This window comes from Singulisphaera sp. GP187, from assembly GCF_900129635.1.
GTDB lineage: Bacteria > Planctomycetota > Planctomycetia > Isosphaerales > Isosphaeraceae > Singulisphaera.
On the sequence record NZ_FSRB01000001.1, the window covers coordinates 1,383,749 to 1,400,797 of the forward strand.

General features: G+C 63.2%; 11 protein-coding genes. 3 read left to right on the top strand and 8 right to left on the bottom strand.

Annotated elements, in window-relative coordinates; all coding sequences use genetic code 11:
* Positions 1 to 147: 147 nt before the first annotated feature.
* The gene (gene asnB, locus BUS42_RS05390; RefSeq protein WP_074305908.1) at positions 148 to 2,124 is read right to left on the bottom strand and encodes an asparagine synthase (glutamine-hydrolyzing); all 1,977 of its coding nucleotides are present in this window, start codon (positions 2,122 to 2,124) and stop codon (positions 148 to 150) included.
* Positions 2,125 to 2,335: 211 nt separating this feature from the next.
* On the bottom strand, positions 2,336 to 3,250 hold the full coding sequence (locus tag BUS42_RS05395; RefSeq protein ID WP_074305910.1) for a carbon-nitrogen hydrolase family protein: 915 nt from the start codon (positions 3,248 to 3,250) through the stop codon (positions 2,336 to 2,338).
* A gap of 412 nt (positions 3,251 to 3,662) precedes the next feature.
* Between BUS42_RS05395 and BUS42_RS05400 the strand changes: the two genes are divergently transcribed.
* Both BUS42_RS05400 and BUS42_RS05405 read left to right on the top strand, forming a co-directional pair.
* Positions 3,663 to 4,262, top strand: coding sequence for a GbsR/MarR family transcriptional regulator (locus tag BUS42_RS05400; protein WP_074305913.1), 600 nt, complete (start codon positions 3,663 to 3,665; stop codon positions 4,260 to 4,262).
* Between the two features lie 51 nt (positions 4,263 to 4,313).
* A complete protein-coding gene (locus BUS42_RS05405; protein WP_074305915.1) occupies positions 4,314 to 5,141 on the top strand; it encodes an IS5 family transposase in 828 nt (275 codons plus the stop codon).
* Between the two features lie 474 nt (positions 5,142 to 5,615).
* Here the strand turns inward: BUS42_RS05405 and BUS42_RS05415 are convergent, their stop codons facing one another.
* The 3 genes from BUS42_RS05415 to BUS42_RS05425 form a co-directional block, all read right to left on the bottom strand.
* On the bottom strand, positions 5,616 to 5,843 hold the full coding sequence (locus BUS42_RS05415; protein WP_074310724.1) for a hypothetical protein: 228 nt from the start codon (positions 5,841 to 5,843) through the stop codon (positions 5,616 to 5,618).
* Between the two features lie 32 nt (positions 5,844 to 5,875).
* On the bottom strand, positions 5,876 to 6,952 hold the full coding sequence (locus BUS42_RS05420; protein ID WP_074305921.1) for a DUF1559 family PulG-like putative transporter: 1,077 nt from the start codon (positions 6,950 to 6,952) through the stop codon (positions 5,876 to 5,878).
* 303 nt (positions 6,953 to 7,255) lie between these two features.
* Complete coding sequence (locus BUS42_RS05425; RefSeq protein ID WP_074305923.1) at positions 7,256 to 7,438, bottom strand: hypothetical protein; 183 nt, start codon at positions 7,436 to 7,438, stop codon at positions 7,256 to 7,258.
* A 363-nt stretch (positions 7,439 to 7,801) separates the two neighbouring features.
* On the opposite strand from BUS42_RS05425, the gene BUS42_RS05430 reads away from it, so the two are divergent.
* On the top strand, positions 7,802 to 8,890 hold the full coding sequence (locus BUS42_RS05430) for a DUF1559 domain-containing protein (protein ID WP_074305925.1): 1,089 nt from the start codon (positions 7,802 to 7,804) through the stop codon (positions 8,888 to 8,890).
* Between the two features lie 596 nt (positions 8,891 to 9,486).
* Here the strand turns inward: BUS42_RS05430 and BUS42_RS05435 are convergent.
* From BUS42_RS05435 to BUS42_RS05445, 3 genes are read right to left on the bottom strand one after another with little or no spacing between them, the layout of a single operon-like run.
* On the bottom strand, positions 9,487 to 10,992 hold the full coding sequence (locus BUS42_RS05435) for a hypothetical protein (protein WP_074305927.1): 1,506 nt from the start codon (positions 10,990 to 10,992) through the stop codon (positions 9,487 to 9,489).
* On the bottom strand, positions 10,968 to 13,460 hold the full coding sequence (locus tag BUS42_RS05440) for an ABC transporter substrate-binding protein (protein WP_074305929.1): 2,493 nt from the start codon (positions 13,458 to 13,460) through the stop codon (positions 10,968 to 10,970). The genes BUS42_RS05435 and BUS42_RS05440 overlap by 25 nt, the downstream gene beginning before the upstream one ends.
* On the bottom strand, positions 13,457 to 16,966 hold the full coding sequence (locus BUS42_RS05445) for an outer membrane protein assembly factor BamB family protein (RefSeq protein ID WP_074305931.1): 3,510 nt from the start codon (positions 16,964 to 16,966) through the stop codon (positions 13,457 to 13,459). Before BUS42_RS05445 ends, BUS42_RS05440 begins: the two co-directional genes overlap by 4 nt.
* Positions 16,967 to 17,049 lie beyond the last annotated feature (83 nt).

Sequence of the window (17,049 nt, forward strand, 5' to 3'; positions counted from 1 at the left end):
GTGATCGCGCGGGGCGCGGGTGATCTGGCGGTGCGGAGGCGAATCGTGGTGGGCCGTGGCCACCCTACGGGAGCGGAATTCGCATTTCGTAGGGTGGACACGGCCCACCAGGATCGATTGATGCCGATGGCAGAGCTATGAGCAATTTTAGGAAGTCACAACTTCCGGGATGTCGACGTTTTTAATCGTGGTCGGCGTCCAGGTCGGCAATTCGCAGAGTCCGCCGCCGCAGAACAGGTGGTGCCAGAGTTGGGTGGTGACGACGCAGGTGAGGGCGACGTCGAAGGCGAGGCGACGTGGCGTAATTCGCGGGATCATCATCTGCCAGCTTCGTTCGCGGGCGACGACCTGCGGGTCGAAGTAGCCGGTTTCCCGGAGTGACTCGGGGCTGAGGAGTTGATCGACCCAGGCGGGGCGATTGGGGCCGAGGAAGGTCTTTGCGAGACTGGCTCGGAACATCGTTTTCGGGCGGTTGGCGATCTGGGGCGGGAGTGTCTTCGCGGCCACCTGCCTGAGGATCCACTTCTCGTTCATACCGCGGAGCTTGTAGTCGGGACTGATCCCCGCGCAGAAGTTGATGACATCGTCATCAAGGAATGGGTAGCGGGTCTCGACCGACGAGTTCATCGCGATCCGATCGCCCTTGGAGATCATCAAGAGACCGGCGAGCATCACCTTGTAGCCGACGTAGAGCGACTGGTTCAACGGGTGCCAGCGCTGCATCCGGTCGTTGGTAAGGCTCAGGTCGGAGTAAGGGTCGTGATCGGCCAGCCGGTTCCACATCCGGTCACTGTAGAGGGTCGATCGGGCCTGGCTGATCAACTCATACATATCTTGCTGTGCGGGCCTGACCCCACCGAGCGCGAGCTCGGCCGGCCGATGGGCCGATCCGCCGCCGACCGCTCCCAGCATGAACTTGCGGAACAACCGCGGGATCGGTGCGCCGATCTTGCCGACGATCGCCTCACGCACCTTCTGGGACTTGAACCAGACATAGCCGGCCAACGCTTCGTCGGCCCCTTCGCCCGTGAGGGCCACCTTGTAGCCCTGGCTATGGACCGCCTGGGCGAGCCGCATCAGGGCCGCGCACGAGGTGTCGAGGATCGGCCCTTCGGCCGCCACCGTCAGCTCGGGGAAGGCCGAGGCAATTTGCGCCTTGTCCATCGTCACGGTCGTGAGCTTGGAGCCAAGCACCTGCGCGGCTTCGATCGACTGCGGACGTTCGTCCGGACCGGCATTGTCCAGGCCGACCGTGAATGAAGGGACCGCCGATCCTCGCTGCCGGGAGCTCAGGCCCAGAACCACCGTCGAGTCGAGGCCGCCGCTGATGTAGCTGACGACCGGGACATCCCCCCTCAGCCGGCGCTCGACCGACTGGCGGAGCAATCCCTCGAATTCGTCGATCAAGGGCTCGGGGTTGTCGAGTCGCCGCTCGTCGCCCATGTCGGGAAAGTCGAGATCCCAGTACTGCTTGACCTCGACTCGGCCGTCTTTGATTCTGAGGTAGTGACCCGGGGCGAGCGACTTGATCCCATCGAAATAGGTGCGTGTCGTCCCTGCACAGAAGAATGAGAAGAGATGATCGATCCCTTTCGGGTCCGGTGCGGCCGGCACCATGCCCGAGGAAAGCAGCGCCTTGATCTCGGACCCCCAGAGGAGCCAGCCATCGCGCTCGGTGTAGTAGAGCGGGCAGATGCCGACCCGGTCGCGTCCCAGGATCAGGGTTCGGTTCTGGCGGTCCCAGAGCGAGACCGCGAACTGGCCCCGGGCGTGGTCAAACATCGCCTCGCCATGGTCCTCGTAGAGGTGGACCCAGGCCTCGGTATCGCACCGGGTCGCCAGGCGATGACCGCGCGCCAGCAACTGTTCACGGAGCTCGGGATACTCGAAGAGCTCGCCGTTGAACGCCACCCAGATGTCGCCGCGTTCGTTGGGGATCGGCTGCCGACCGCCGGCCAGGTCGATGATCGAGAGCCGGCGCGCCCCGAGGGCGACCCCGGGCTCGATGTGGATATGCTCGTCATCAGGTCCACGATGGGCGATCGCACCGGTCATGGCCAGGAGCCGTTGGGCCGGGAACTCACGCGTACCATTCAGGTCCAAAGCACCAGCGATGCCACACATCGTCGAACCCTCGTCCAGTTTGTTTCGTGGGATTCAGCCGCCGAGTCGAGAAGGCGCTCGGCCCAGAGAAGTCCAAGGAGGGGGACGTGCCAAGCGAGCCAACCATTCGCCGCGACAACCTCAGGCCACCGCCAGGTCAACGGACTTCAGCCACCCAATGGTAGGAGATCAATCTCGGGCAAGTCAAAGGTGAGCGTTGGCGGGGTGGCGTTCAGAGACCGGCGCCGACTTGCTCTCCAGTAGATGCAACCCCCGAGGATACCGATCCAGAGAGTTCCGAGCCGGAAGAGGAATCCACGCGGGCCGAGTGGGACGTAGAACGCCACGATTTGAGTCCTCGATGAGAGTGAACGGTCAGGGGAGACAGTAAGACTTGTTCCTCGACACCGGCCAGGACCGTCGCGCCGTGGAGTCCGTCGCTGATGCTGCTGAGCCCGGCGAACCGATCGGCAATGCGCTGTTTGATGACCGGAATCATCGTCTGGGTCGAACCGCATTGGTTCGCGAACACGACGGGAATTCCCAGGTCATGAGCAACCTTACCTGGTATTGCGCCCGAGAGCGGGCCGACGTGGCCAAAGAGCCAATGTTTTTTTCCGGTATTGCGATCGGCGAAGTCTGGCCAGGCGGCCGAAACGATTGCCAAGTCGATCCGATCGCGATAGTGGTGCCAGACCCGGCGATAGATCATATCCGCACAGACCGCAAAGCCGATTCGACCCCAACGCGTGGTCACGATCAACGGGTCGCGGCCCGGCTTGAACCGGAACCGCTCCCAGAAAACCAGGTTACGCTTCCGGTAGACGTGCGTTTCCCCGGTCGCCGTGACGTACGCGATCGAGTCGTAGAGATGTCTTCCCTCGCGTTCGACGAAGCCGGCGGCGATGTCCATCCGCCAATGTCGGCTCCGCTGCCGTAGGTAGTTCAGGGTGGGGCCATCCCGACCCTCGGCATAAGGCGTGTAGTCGGGACAGAGGCCGTAGCCGGTGTTGAATAACTCGGGCAAGACGGACAGTTCCGCCCCTCCCTCATAGGCTTGACGAAGCAAAGCGTCGGCCCGCGCGACATTGTCGGCGACGCGAAGCGGCTCGCAGGGCATCTGAATTGCAGCGGCGACGATTTTCATGGTGGTTCACCCCCGCATCCATGAGGATGGCGAACGATGCGGTCTGAGGAAGCATTGGGGAGCAGGTTGTCAGGTTGTCCGTTCAGAAAAAATGCGACCACGGTGGAGTCGGTCGCCACTCATCATCCTGATCATCGGCGGGAACCAGGCCGTCGCAAGGATGGTTTTTTCAGATCAGGCCCGGTTTGACCTTTTGTCCGAATTCTCAAGAGGGCGCGGATCTCGGAGCAACTGCCTGGAACGCAAGGCCGGAATCGATCGAGTCGTTACTGTTAACCCATTTCGAAACGGCCGAGAAGATCAACTCCAAAAAAAGGAGCCGCAAAGCCCGGGCCCCCCTTGGACCATCGCCATTCCCTTGTTGTGGAAACCACTTCGGAGTATTATTTCTGAAGAAACTGTTTGAGCAGACATGGCGGTACATCCCGTGACACTCACTCCTGCCGCACAGAAATTCGTTCTCCACTGGGGCGAGATGGGCCAGGCCTGGGGGATCAATCGGACGATGGCCCAGGTCCACGCCTTGTTGTTCGTGGCGCCTCAAGCGCTCGACGCGGAAGAGATCAGCAAGCTCCTCGACGTGAGCCGCTCGAACGTCTCGACCAGCCTGCGCGAGCTGATCACCTGGGGAGTGGTCCGTCGGGTCCATATCATCGGCGATCGCCGGGACCGGTTCGAGGCGCTCAAGGACGTCATGGAGACGTTCCGGGTGATCATGGCCGAGCGGAAGCGGCGCGAGATGGATCCCACGATCGCACTCTTGGAGCATTGCGTCCACGAGGCTGAGTCGGGCGGTGACGCCGAGCACTACACTCGCGAGCAACTCGAGAAGATGCTCGAGTTCACCCGGATGGTGACCGCCTGGTACAGCCAGATCGATCGCTTGTCGACCCCTGCACTTCAACGCCTGTTTCGCGGTGGCGCGAAGCTGGCGACCCTCTTCGGGATTTCGGGCTCGGCGGCGACCGAAACGGCCGAAGTGAAAACCGGGACGAAGTCAGCGACAGGCTAAGAGACTGTCCCATAAGGGGAACAAACGAGCACTGAGCGACGTAGAAGTGGTATGAGAACCCACCATTACCCCAGCGACGTCACCGACGAGCAGTGGGCCTTGATCGAGCCGCATCTCCCGCCTGCGCCCCTCGGCGGACGGCCTCGTAAGACCGACCTGCGGGACGTCGTCGATGCCATCTTCTACATCCTCCGCACCGGTTGCCAGTGGCGATACCTCCCTGTGGACTTCCCGCCCAAGAGCACCGTCTGGCGGTATTTCAATGAGTGGCGGCACGATGGAACTTTCGACAAAATCCACGACCTACTTCGTCGTAAAGTCCGCACGGTAGAGAAGCCTTACCACCCCCGCACCTCGGCGAGTGTCGACAGCCAGTCGGTCGACACCACCTCCGGTGGCGAGGAGCGGGGCCGCGACAACGCCAAGAACGTCGATGGTCGGAAACGCCACATTGTGGTGGACAGTATGGGTTTGCTGCTGGCCGTTCTGGTGACGGCCGCCGATGTCGACGACGCCAAGGGGGCGACCGAACTGTTCACTCGGCTGGACGGCCAACCGATGAGCAAAGTCGTACGGATGTACGCCGACTCGAAGTATCATAACTTCGATCTCTACGCTTGGGTCCAGGAGCACGAGCAATGGGAATTGACCATCGTGCGACGTCCCAAGGATGCCAAGGGTTGGGTGCTCCTGCCAATTCGCTGGACGGTCGAGCGGACGTTCGCGTGGCTCGGCCGATGTCGACGCTTGAGCAAGGACCGTGAAAAGAGCGTCCTGTCGTCGGAGTCGTTTGTCAAATTGGCCATGATCCAATTGATGCTCAATCGACTCAAGCCCTCGACAGCGGACGCCGAGTTCCACTACCGAAAATCGGCCTAACCCTGCTTATGGGACAGTCTCTAAGCCATTGGTCTCGGTTTTCATTGATTTTCTGATGGGCGACCGCAGGGATGCAAAGGCCGCTGGGTGCTACGGGTTGGATTCAATCCGTGAGCCCAAAACCTGGGTGATCGCTCACGGGTTGAGTCCAACCCGTAGCACTCAAGGAATGCACATGTTTTTGATTGATGTTAAGGAAGACCAGGACCACCTGTTAGCTGGGGATTTTCAGCTTTGAGGAACGGTGCCGAGGGCTGGGTCGCCTGTTGACCAAGTCGCCCGCTCGAGTGGACCAACGCAGTCGCCCCAACGGGTTCACTCCGTTGAGGCGACAAGGAACCGGTCTCTCGTAGACGGCTGCGCGGTGCTTCTTGACCTGACGTCAAGAGGTGGCCGCGGGACGGTTTACGCCTCAATCCCAGAGGCACCCGACTGCGGTCGTTCGAGGTTTCTCTCGCCGGGCGGTCTTGATTGTCAGCGGTTCTGACCGTTTTTCTTGCCTGCAAGGTTCTGGCTTTGCTGGGCACGTTCTCCGTCCGTCGCTTGTTTCAACTCATCCTCGGCCTTGGCGACGTCGGCGGCGCTCAGCGGTGCGGTGCTGGCCTCGACCGTCGCGTTGGGGGAGGAGGGCGAACCGCCGCAGCCAACAAGAGCCAGGCACGGGAGCGACAGAAGGGTCGCCAGGAAGAATCGAAGTCTCATCGTCATTCACCTTCACTCAAGATTGCGTTGGATCAATACTCGTCGGAGCTGAGAGGCTCGTTGTCGTCAATGACTGCCAGCTTGCGGAATGTCGTCGGATTCACGGTGAACTTGATGAACTTGACGGAGCCGTCTCCAAACACGGCGTTGATGCCGCCGGAGTGAGGGCCACCGAAGTTCCGCCGCCAGATCGCCGAGCCTGTATTGGGGCTGGGGGGAGTCTTGTAGGCATCACACAACCAAGGGTTCGCACTGTCGGGAGTGGGCACGAAATGAGCGCGGGTGTTATCCTCGTCCCAGCCCGAGTTCTGCCAGTATTCGTTGTCGCCCCCTTCGTTGCCGAATCCCTTCGGGGAGATGGATTTTTCCGCGCACAGGATCGAGTTCGAGGTGCCATCCTTGAAGTCGGCTAACAACCGCTTGACTCCCGTGCCACTCCAGACGATGGCGCCTTTGGAGCCGGCAAAGTTTCCTCGGTTATACGTCGTGCTAGCGTCCTTCGTGCTGTCAGGCAGACCATTCGGGGGGGCAGGCTGCGTCGAAGCGGGGGCACAGCTTGCCGCCAAGCCCGTCCTGAAGCCTTGGCATCCCGCATAGTCATTCCGGGAGACCGACGTGATTGGATCGGAACCGTACCGTTCGTTAACCCGTCGCGACGGGCAGTAGTAGCCCGCAATCGCCGTTCGCGCGATGTAGAGCTCGCCGTTCAGCGCTTTGTCTCGGGTCTTTGCGGGAGGAATGGTGAAGTTGGCCAGATTGTAGAGTTGCTGCTGCTCGATGAAAGGCAAGATCTTGAAAAAGTGGTTCCAGCCGTCGACTCCATCTGCGTCGCAGCAAAGAAAATCAGGGGATTGGCCGTCATAAGGCCCCTGAGGCAGATGACTGTTGGCCGACTCAAAGTTCATAAATCCCAGGCCGATTTGCTTGAGATTATTGGTGCACTGGGCACGCCGGGCGGCTTCACGGGCGGCCTGCACGGCGGGGAGGAGGAGACCGATCAACACGGCGATGATGGCGATGACGACCAAGAGTTCAATGAGGGTAAAACCCGAGCGCCGTTGTGAAACCGAAGAATCACGTTCAATAGGCACAACCGCTGCAATGTTCATCCCGCTCCTCATCAAAGAAACCGAAAGCCACCGGCCATCCGAGAACACACTCAAACTGGTCGATGTCTCCGATTCAGTCTATCTACGATGAATGAAATGGAGATGGGTGATTGGTTAAGATTGAGTGAAGGCCGATCCGTCGGGTACCTCGTCCTGAAAATCAATGCTGATTCGATGGATTTGATGCCGGATGGCGCACGGATCAAATGGAGACGGAGTCGCCTGGTCTGAGCGGGCCAGCGAGTCGTTCGGATCCCGCCCCTACGCATTTCTGGCCCACGACCTCGAGCCGAACTACCCGTTTCACCTCGGGCCGGCCCGATCCTCGCGAATCACGACCGCTTGGCCGAGGAGTTGAGGCGGTTGCTCGCCGAGGACCGAACCTGCACCCGCCGACACTTCAGTCAAACCCTCGACGAGCGAGGCGTTTCCCTGTTGTCCAGGCAGATCCGCCGCCACCAGGATCGAATCATGACTGAGGAGCATCGCACTTCTTCGACCCTGAGGCGAAGCCGGATCCGGTTAAACCAGAATGAGCCCGTCGTACTTTGGAAAAGCTCAAAGTGAAGGCGGCTGGGCCATTGCCCTTGATGTGAGAAAGGGCACACCTCAGAGGATGCTACGAGGAACAGTGGGGTTACCAAAGAACCTCTCGAGTCCGAGAGTTTGGGCTTACCGCATGAGTGTGAAGATTGCGCGATTAATTCGTGAAAAAACGCGAAAGTTATGAGAGTATTAGATGAAAATAAATGATCGATAAAAATAATATTGACGTTGGTTGGAGCTTCATTCTATGGTTGGCCCAAGCAATTAGGCTTCGATACCGAGTTTTCTTGCAGGACTCGCTCCATGATCCCTGATCGTCGTCGCGGATTCACTCTGATCGAGCTGTTGGTGGTAATCGCGATCATCGCCGTTCTCATCGCGCTGCTGCTACCTGCGGTTCAGGCGGCGCGGGAGGCGGCCCGGCGTATGCAATGCGTCAACAATCTCAAACAGATCGGCCTTGCAAGCCATAACTACGAGAGCACGAACGGGAGCTTTCAGCCCTCGAACATTATGAAAGAGGGGGCTTATCCGACTGTCGCTTGGACAAATAACTGGAGCGCCCTGGCGAAGTCCTTGCCGTTCGCCGAGGGAGGGGCGGTCTTCAATGCAATGAACTTTACGGTCAAGGATAGCCAGCCGTCGAATACGACAATTTGTGGCCTTCTGATCAACATGTTCGCCTGTCCGAGCGATCCCAATACGCGGGCGTTCAACGACGGTGGGACCGTCTTCGGCGCGACGAACTACGGTCCCAACGACGGCGACTGGTACGTCTTTAGTTGGCCCGACACGCCCTCTTCTCGGATCGGTTCTGGCGGTGGAATGCCGTCGCGCGGGGCGTTCGCAGTCAACCAGGCTCGGAGCATCGCGCAATTCGTCGATGGAACATCGAACACAATCTTGTTCTCCGAAGTGAAAGCGTTCCAGCCCCGGATCAAATGCAGCAGTCTGTTCAGTAGCATCACCAGTCCCGACGCATCCAGTTTCCCCGGGCCGACCGACCCGCTTCCCGCACAGTATGCGAGTTGTGGTGTCCCCGATAACAAATTCCACTCGCGCTGGTCGAATGGAGGCGTCTACCACACGGGTTTCACGACGGCCTGGCCTCCCAACAAAAGCACCATGACGAACGTTCCCGCGGGAACGGTCTTCACCTTCCCCGGCCCATCCTCTTCGGGCCCGATCGACACCGACATCATTAGCGCGAATGAGAACGATGGCGGTCCGACGTATGCGGCCTTCACCAGTCGGAGCTATCACTCAGGGGGGGTGAACACCCTGTTTGCTGACGGGAGCGTCAAGTTCATCAAAAGCAGCGTCAGTGGCATGACCTGGCGTGCACTCGGCACCATCGCGGGGGGCGAGGTGATTAGCGCAGATGCGTATTGATCTCGATTTCTAAGTGGTGCATCCGGGAAGTCACCTGACGCCGGGAACGGCTCCGATTCCCGGCGTCCGACGTGGCCGGTGCCGCCGGTATCATGTAAATATGGGCGGGCGTCTTGATTTGTGAGACATTGCCGCTCCGACCGCGCGACATCCGAGTTTCCCGTCTGCGAACCGCCATCCGTTCCACGCCAGCGCGATCGGAGCCTCTTCCACCATGGTTCGATCAGGTTAAGATTGGCGACGTACTTCGGTTGAAAGACGAGCCCCCCAATGGCCACGAGCCGGTGAGGCCAGGTGTATGTCACGAACGGTCTGGCCGCGGTAGCCAAGGAGGGGGGGGGGATTCGAGGGGCCGACCATCCCGCTTCGGGTTGGTCACTTGCCGAGTTGACTTGTCTGCGAAGCCGTTCCGACGGGCGGTCTTGTTGCAACCCCGGAGATGCGACCGTTGATCTCCAGGGGTGAAACCGTGGAAAATACTGTGTCTGTCGCAAGGAAACCGGGCCGCCTGTCCGCCCCGGAGGCCGAAATCCCGGTATCCTGGCTACAGTCTCAACATACTTGTGATTACCGTCGGCCTACGATCGCGTAGTCGGTCAGGGGTTGCGGGGTGGTGGCGCGGCGGCTTTCTTCCGGGCTGCGGCCTTGGTCTGGGCAACCGCGGCGTCGCGGGATGCCTGGAGCGCCTCGGAATAACTGCGGACGATCTCGTCGTCGAGGTAGCGGTCGATCAACGCCTGGATTTCCGCGATTTGCGCCTGGGCGGTTTTGGTCAGGATGGCGGTCTTCGAGATCGCCTGTTGCCGGGTGGCCTCGTCCTTGAGCGTCGTGAGCTTGCTCGCCAGGCTGTCGCGTGCCGTCAGCTTGGTAAACTCGTTCAGGGTGGTCTCAACCCCGGCCCAGTCTTCGCCCTCGGTCCGCGCCTTGAGGCGAGCCTCCAACCGGGCCCGGACCGCCACCAGGTCGATGACTGTGTCACGAAGCGAGTCGAGCTGGGCCTCAAGGACGATCGTCGCCGGCTTCGCAACGAACGGGATGGTCCGTTCGGTGGCCGATTCGCCGGGCATCATGGGCAACTCGACCATCGGCTCGATGTTACCGGCCAGCAGCCGAATCACGACGAGCTCGCTGGCGAACCCGGGTTCGAGGACGATCCGCCCTTGGCGGTCGCTGATCCCGACCTCGCGGGATGGCCCGTCGGGCAAGGTCCGGGCGGTCAGGACATAGCCCGCGGCGGGCGTCATGTCGGGGCGAATGACGAACTTGAGCCGGGTAGGCCGGTCGGCCGGCTTGGCACCGAGGGCGATCAGCTTGTTCTTACGCGCAATCCGTTGGGTGAACGGGTCTCGGAAGGCGCTGACGATGGTGCATCGCGCTCGCGCGCCTTCAAGTGTTTCGACCTTCAAGTAGGAGAATGGGAGATTCATGATCCGTGTCGAGCCGTCGGGCTGAAACACGAGCCGGACGGGCTGAAAGATCGAGCCCGGTCCCACGACGCGTCCCACCGGACTCGCCGGTTCGATCGCCGCGCCCCGGACGGCGAGCGTCGCGCCTCCGGCTTCATGTTCGACCAAGTCGGCGATCGGACTGAACAGGTCGAGCGCGAGTCGCAACAGTCCCCGGGGCAGGTCATCGACGATCGGCACGGATTGTTGGAGGGTTGGTCCCAGCCGGCCCGTGCTGACGTCGAACTCGCGCCCGGAGAGGGCGTAGCCCGCTTTGGCCGGCTCGAGTCGGATCACCCAGACCTTGTCGCGATCGGTCGAAATCGAGGCGAAGCTCTTGGGGTCGAGTGATTCCAGAGGGGCCGCGAAGTCGGCCGCTGAGTCCTTGGCGATGGTCAGGTCCCAGGGGGCTCCGACGAATCGGTGCACCAAGGCGAGCCAGTCGGTGAAGAGACGATCGCGCGAGCGGGCGTCGATCCGCGTTTTCGGGTCGATCCGGATCGAGGCTTCGATCCGGTAAGGCAGCCGCTCGGTCGGCGGCTCGCTCTTGTCGGCCGGTGCTCCGGAGGCCTTGGCTCCGATGGCCAGTGTCAGCGCCAGGGCGATTGTGATTGCGATTGCGAGCGTCCTGATCACCAGGGGTCGATTGCGAACCACGGTTCGATCTCCCACGACTCGATCCCTTCGTAGAGTTTGCCGGAGGCCTCGGTGGGCCCTTTCAAGCGGGTTCGCCAGGCGTAGTGGTCGTCGAGCTGCCAGAGCGGCAGTACGGGGAGCTCGTCGCGGCTCTCGCGGTCGATCTGGATCGCGAGTGCGCGTGCCGAGGGCCATTCCGAAACGCGTTCGAGCTCGAGGAGTAATTGGAGGATTCTCGGACTAGCGACCGAGGCGAGGGTCCCGGCGGCCGAAGGCGCGTCGTATCCCGGGCAGAGGTACGCCCCCAGCTCCAACACCGGTTCGTCGGTCCGCGAAGCCCGGTAGGCCAACTCGAACTTCCGGCCCGCGCGGAGTTCCGACTCGAGTTCCGACTCGCGCCGCTCGATGGGAACGAGGGTGACACCGACGAGTTTGAGGGCTTCCACCAGCTTCGGGACGACGGCTTGGGCCTCAGGGATCGACGGATACTCGAGATTCAGCTTGATCGGTCCCACCTCCAGCTCCTTGCGAGCGGCGGCCACGAGCATCGCCGCCAGGAGCGGGTCGTAGCCCAGGGGAAGGACGTCGGGCGCGTCGGCGATCGTCCCTTTGGCGAACGGTCCGTCGGAGGCGAGGTTGCGCTCGTCGGGGGGATGCTTCAACAGCGTTTCTTCCAGGAGCAGGCGGCGATTGATCGCGTAGGAGAGTCCGCGCCGTAGGGCCCGGTTGCGGAGCATCGGGTTGCGACCGTCGAGGGCAATTCGGTGCATCGAAGGGGCCGAGTAGCGACCGACCTTGAAGTCAGGGGTTGCGGCCAGAGCGGGGATCCGGTCGGCCGGAACGTGCTCCAGGAGGCTGATTTCACCGCGAACCAGGGCGCCGAGGGCCGACGGAGCGTCGGCGTATCGAATCTCGCGAATCCGCCGCGGCTTGGGTCGCCCCGGCGAATGGGAGGGATCGGTCGCGAGCAACTGAATCTCGTCGGCGGCCGAAGACGCGAGCGCGAACGGCCCGTCACTCACGAGCAGGCGGCCTTGATCGCCGGTCGCCACTCGACCGTCCCAGCCCCCATGCGCGGGACCGACCGGCGCGAGGAGCCAGGAGTTCAGCTTCAACAAGGAGCGGTTCAGCCGCAGTTCGACCCGGGTCGGATCGGGCGTCTCAACCCGTTCGATCGCGTCCGCCCAGCGGGCGTTGTACTGGGGGGAGGCCGGTTCGGTGCGGTCGGTGAACGCGCGGGCGATGTCATTGGCGGAAACCGACCGGGACCGATCCGACCAGCTCACCCCTTGGCGAACCGGGATCACGATCCTTCGTCCCAGGTTGGTCGACTCGAGCCCCGCTGCAAGCTGGCCGGGTCGCTTGCCCTCGGCCGACTCATCGTCGTCGCGCGTGAGGATCGGCAGATAGAGCAGGGGGGTGACGCGGGCGTCGGCGGGGGCATGGATCCAGGGCCCAACCGGACGGGGAATGTCGATGACGCCGACATCGAGGGTTGGCACGGATGCAAATGCGTCGGGGTAGGCCCGACTCGCCTCCTCGAACTTGGGCCAGACGCGGAGGGCTTCGACCAGGGCGTCGAGCCGCGCGGGGCCGTTGAGCCGATTGGCCTGGTCGGTGAGCTCCCTGGCGCGGCTGATGAACCGTTCGCGCACTTCCGTGACGACCGGATGATGGGGCGCCAGCGGTTCGAGGTCGTGGAGAATTTTCCGCCCCAGGGCATGGAGGCCGAGCTGGAACGCGCGGTCGGCCCGGGAACCGTAGGCTTTGGCCAGCTTGTCGGCGAGCTCGGGATAGTCCGGTTTGCGGACGAAGAGCTCGCGGAGGAGCCGCAAGCCCCGCTCGCCGTCGCCGTCGAGGAGCGCTGCGTTCCCTTCCTCAAACAAGAGGCGATTGACCCGGTCGTCGAGCCCGACCCACCCAGGCTCGCGGGACTGAACGCGGAGGAAGCACTCGAACGCCTTGGCGTAGTTTCGGGCGAGGAGCCAGCGATCGCCCTCGGCCAGCAGCAAATCCTCGAAATATTCGACTTTCTTGATGCTGCCGCGTTTCACTTTGAAGTCGCGGATCTCGCCCTCGATGAGGTGGAGTGAGACCTGGCTGGCGATCTCCGCGGCCTTTTCCTCGGCTCCGGGCATGACGACCTTGGACTTCGAGCCCGGCAGGCCGATGTTGCCCTCCGCAGGGGGACGAAACGCCTGCTTCTGCTTCCGTTCCTTCTCCGCGTCGTAGGCGGGCAGGGGCCTCGGGCTGACCGGATCGACGATCAGAATCGACCCGTCGATGAGCGTCACGCGGTCGAACGGCAAGGAGCGGAGCAAGTCGGGCTTGGCCCCGCCGCCACTGGGATTCTGGCCACGCACCGCGACGGGGAGGCTACCCATCCCCAGGACGACGAGAAGCGTGCTGATTCCGAGTGAACCGACGCGACCGGGTCTCCGGTTTCGGATCGATTCGAGCCATGTCTTTATATTCTGATGAATTTTCATGGGCTGGTCGACGGCTTCCCGCCCGATTCCTTCTGAAGATTGAGAAGGCGAACCGTTCCATTGGCCACGGGAACGACCAGGTCAGGTCCGATCGTCCGCAAGTCGCCGGCCGGGAGCAGGTTCAACTCGATCCGCTCGAGGGGTGAACCGTCGGTCAGCGAGAGCCGATGAAGGGAGCCGTCCCGGGCCAGAAACCACGCGGAATCGTCGAGGATTGCAGGCGCCGAGTCGGCGAAGGTGCCGCGGAGCTTGGTCGACCAGGTCCGCTGCCCGTCCGCCCCGAAGGCTGAAATGGTTCCCCCGAGGTCGGTGGCGAAGACGAGGTTGCCGAGTGCGGTCGGGCCGATCGCGAGCGACGACTCGACCGGCCATGCGCCCACCGGGCTGAGATCGCGTGTGGAGAGGGCGCGGATTCGCCCGTCGGCGGTCGCCAGCACAATCGCCGATCCGGTCGAGGCCGGGTCGGCGAGCAAGCTTGCTCCGAGCGCGACCTCGGCCGAGGCGATCAGCCGCGGTCGGGGATCGCTCACCAGGGTCAGTCGGCGCACCTTGCCTGCGTCGTCAACCAGGGCCACGGCTTCGTCATCAAGCGGGACAGGAGAACGCCAGGACGTCGCGTGGGTTCGGTCGAAGGTGGGGACGAACGGTTCGGCCCTGGATTCGCCCGTGGTCGGATCGATCAGGTAGGCGCGGCCGTCGTCGCCCGGAATGAGAACGTCGCGCCCCCAGATCAACGGGGACGCCCCCAGAGCGACCGGGAGCTCGATCGGTCGGAACGCACCGCCCTCACGGCTGACGAGGAGCTGGCGCGCGTTCGGTCCGGGCACCAGGATCGTGAGTCCCTCGCCCTCGAGCCGACGTTCGACGGTGGCCGGCACTCGGAACTCACCGGGGCGCGGCAACGGGGATTGGAGGAACCCGCCCGTCTTGAGTTGGCTCAAGGACAGGCGGATTTTCTGACCGTCCATCCCGAGCGCGGTCAGCTCGTCGCTTTGAGGCCGGTTTTGTAACGCCAGGGGCCATGCCGTACCGAGGACCGTCTGCCAGCGGACCGCCCCCGACTGGGGATCGACTCCCCAGAGCGAAACGCCTGCCCGTTCCGCATACTGATGGGTGAGGACCACGATTGAGCCGGCGACCTGGAGCGGTGCCAGCGCGGGACCGGCGCCGGTTAATGACCAGACCTTGTCGAGTGCGCCTGTTTCGACGGACAGGTCGTAGCGGCCGGGCCGGCCGCCGGACAGCCAGAGCTCGTGCTCGGAGCGGGCGAACGCGAACGCGGGACCCGAGGGCTGGGCGTCCGCCGCGAACTGGGCGATGAGCCGGAACGGCGTTTTTTCGCCGTAGTCGCCGATCGCGTAGGCGGCCACCGCCGCCCGATCGCCGGTGGCCCACATGACCGATCCGGACGACGCGGGAGTCCCCCAGGTCCAGCCCGGGATTGCGACCTGCTGACCCTGGCGGACCCGGGCGCCGTCGTCCTCAAGGATGCAGATCCGCCAGCGCCCTTCGGTGAGCCCCTGATTCTCGGGGATCACCAGGAAGCGTCCGATCCGCGCGGGGGTGCAAGGGAGTGAACCCGGCGCGTGGCCAAGATACTCCACCGCCTCGCACGAACTGGGGTCGCGTTTCAGAACGAACAGGCAGTCCTGATTGGCGAGCACGTAGAGATACTGGCCCGACTCGTCGCTGACCGGCGTCCGGGTCAGTGGCAGGCCAAGCCGGAAGGTTCCGCGGAGTTCTCCACTGACGAGGTCGAAGAGGTAGACGTTTCCGTCGGGGGCCGCCTGGATCACCTGGTTGCCGAGGACCAGGGGAGGGGCGTCGATGGGTCCCCCGAGCCCTTGCCGCCAGAGCAACTCTCCGGTCTTGGCGTTGAGCCGGACCAGTTCGTCGTGGCGCGCGTCGAACGCCAAGACCGTCGCACCTCCGGGAATCGCCAGGGGAGGGAAGGGGGACGAGAGGCCGACCGGCACCTGCCAGAGCGGTGCGCCTGAGTCGCCGTTGACTCCGAGGGCGTACCCGTCCGCCAGGGCGAAGACGCGATGATCCGTGGCGGACTCCGGGGTCGAATCGGTTTTCTTCGAGCGGAGCACAAGACTCGTGGGAGGTCCGAGCGGTTCCCGATGCGGCTCGAGCTCGGCCGGTCGCCGCGAGGAGTCGAACGTGACCGCGCGACGGATCAGGTCGTTGGCCCGGGTCATCCGCGCGATCAGGTCGCGATCGCCGGCGAGGTCGGCGTACTGGCGAACCAAGGTGTCGCGGGCCTGGTACGCGTCGCCGGCCGACCCTGCTTTGATCGCGGCGTCCATGGCGGCCAGGAACTGGGAGCGGATCGCCCCTTTGCGGACGGCCGCGCGGGCCACGTTGAGTTTGGCGGGCAGCTTCGATCGGCCGAGCAATTGCCCCGCCGCGCTCCCGGAAACCTTGGCATGCAGCGCCAAGGCCGATTCCGCCTCGCCCAAGGTGGCGGCGTCGGCCGTCAGTCGCGCCCGATCGGCGAGCGATTCTCCGGTCTTGAGCACCAACTCGGCGAGTTCGGTGCTCGAGTCGCGATAGGCGGGCTCGTCACCGACCTGGTCGAGCATTTCGCGCTCGGCGGTCAGGGCGTTCGACCACGAGGCGCCTGTATTCGTGGTGAACTGCCGGACATTGGCCAGGGCACGAAACACGCGTGCCTTGCTCGCTTTCGACTCATCGCCCGATTTTCTGGCGAGAAACTCGTCAAACCGGCGGATCGCGTTGCGGTAGTCGCCGTCCTCAAGGCTCTCCACGGCCCGGTGAAACAAGCGCGTTGTGACGGTTCGGGCGATGATCGTGTTGAGGGTCAACCCGAGCACGACCAGAACGATCACCGCAATGGCCAGGCCGAAGACGAGCGGCGAGGTCAGCACGCGCTCTTCTCCAGGCGCGGCCGGGGTGAAGAAGGAGCGTTCGAGGAATCCGCGGATCCCCCGCTTCGCCGGCTTCGACGGGGCGTCCGCCCGCCCACGGCGCGTCTTGTGACGCCTGCCGCGGCCGCGAGTCTCCGCGGGGGCGGCTTCGATTTCGACCGAAGGAGGGGCGACTTCCAGGTCTTGAAACCAGTCGTCGCGTTCGAGCTTGCTCCGGCTCTCACGTTGCGAGTGTGACCGCGGTTGTACGGGCGCCATGGTCGGATTGGAGACGAACGGGACGGGCTGGATCCGCGTCTTATCGTCCGGGGGCAGATCCTCATCGGCGTGGATCAGGTAAATCCGACACGGGCCGACCACGATCTCGTCGCCTTGGCGGAAGCTCGAGGACGCCATCCGCTTGCCGTTGATCTCGATCGCACCGGCGTCAGGGGAGGCGTCGGCCTTGTACCGGCTGGTTTTCCAGCGCAACCGTCCGTGGAACGGCAGCACTCCGTCCCCGGTCAGCACGATCTCACACTTCGGGCTCGAGCCGAACAGAACCGTCTGCTCACGCGTGATGGTGACGCGTTGCACTCGCCCCTGACCGTCGTGGACTTCGAGCGTGGCCATGCGGACTCGTCAAACCTTGGGGGATGCGGGATCAAGACTTGCCGTCTTGTTTCCCGAGGTCAGGGGACAGCCCGGAGCCGTCT

What these genes read in the sequence shown, in the direction of transcription:
- BUS42_RS05400 (WP_074305913.1), top strand. Translation starts at nt 3,663, where the DNA reads ATGGCGGTACATCCCGTGACACTCACTCCTGCCGCACAGAAATTCGTT.
- BUS42_RS05425 (WP_074305923.1), bottom strand. Translation starts at nt 7,438, where the DNA reads ATGCTCCTCAGTCATGATTCGATCCTGGTGGCGGCGGATCTGCCTGGA.
- BUS42_RS05445 (WP_074305931.1), bottom strand. Translation starts at nt 16,966, where the DNA reads ATGGCCACGCTCGAAGTCCACGACGGTCAGGGGCGAGTGCAACGCGTC.
- BUS42_RS05440 (WP_074305929.1), bottom strand. Translation starts at nt 13,460, where the DNA reads ATGAAAATTCATCAGAATATAAAGACATGGCTCGAATCGATCCGAAAC.
- BUS42_RS05430 (WP_074305925.1), top strand. Translation starts at nt 7,802, where the DNA reads ATGATCCCTGATCGTCGTCGCGGATTCACTCTGATCGAGCTGTTGGTG.
- asnB (WP_074305908.1), bottom strand. Translation starts at nt 2,124, where the DNA reads ATGTGTGGCATCGCTGGTGCTTTGGACCTGAATGGTACGCGTGAGTTC.
- BUS42_RS05395 (WP_074305910.1), bottom strand. Translation starts at nt 3,250, where the DNA reads ATGAAAATCGTCGCCGCTGCAATTCAGATGCCCTGCGAGCCGCTTCGC.
- BUS42_RS05420 (WP_074305921.1), bottom strand. Translation starts at nt 6,952, where the DNA reads ATGAACATTGCAGCGGTTGTGCCTATTGAACGTGATTCTTCGGTTTCA.
- BUS42_RS05415 (WP_074310724.1), bottom strand. Translation starts at nt 5,843, where the DNA reads ATGAGACTTCGATTCTTCCTGGCGACCCTTCTGTCGCTCCCGTGCCTG.
- BUS42_RS05405 (WP_074305915.1), top strand. Translation starts at nt 4,314, where the DNA reads ATGAGAACCCACCATTACCCCAGCGACGTCACCGACGAGCAGTGGGCC.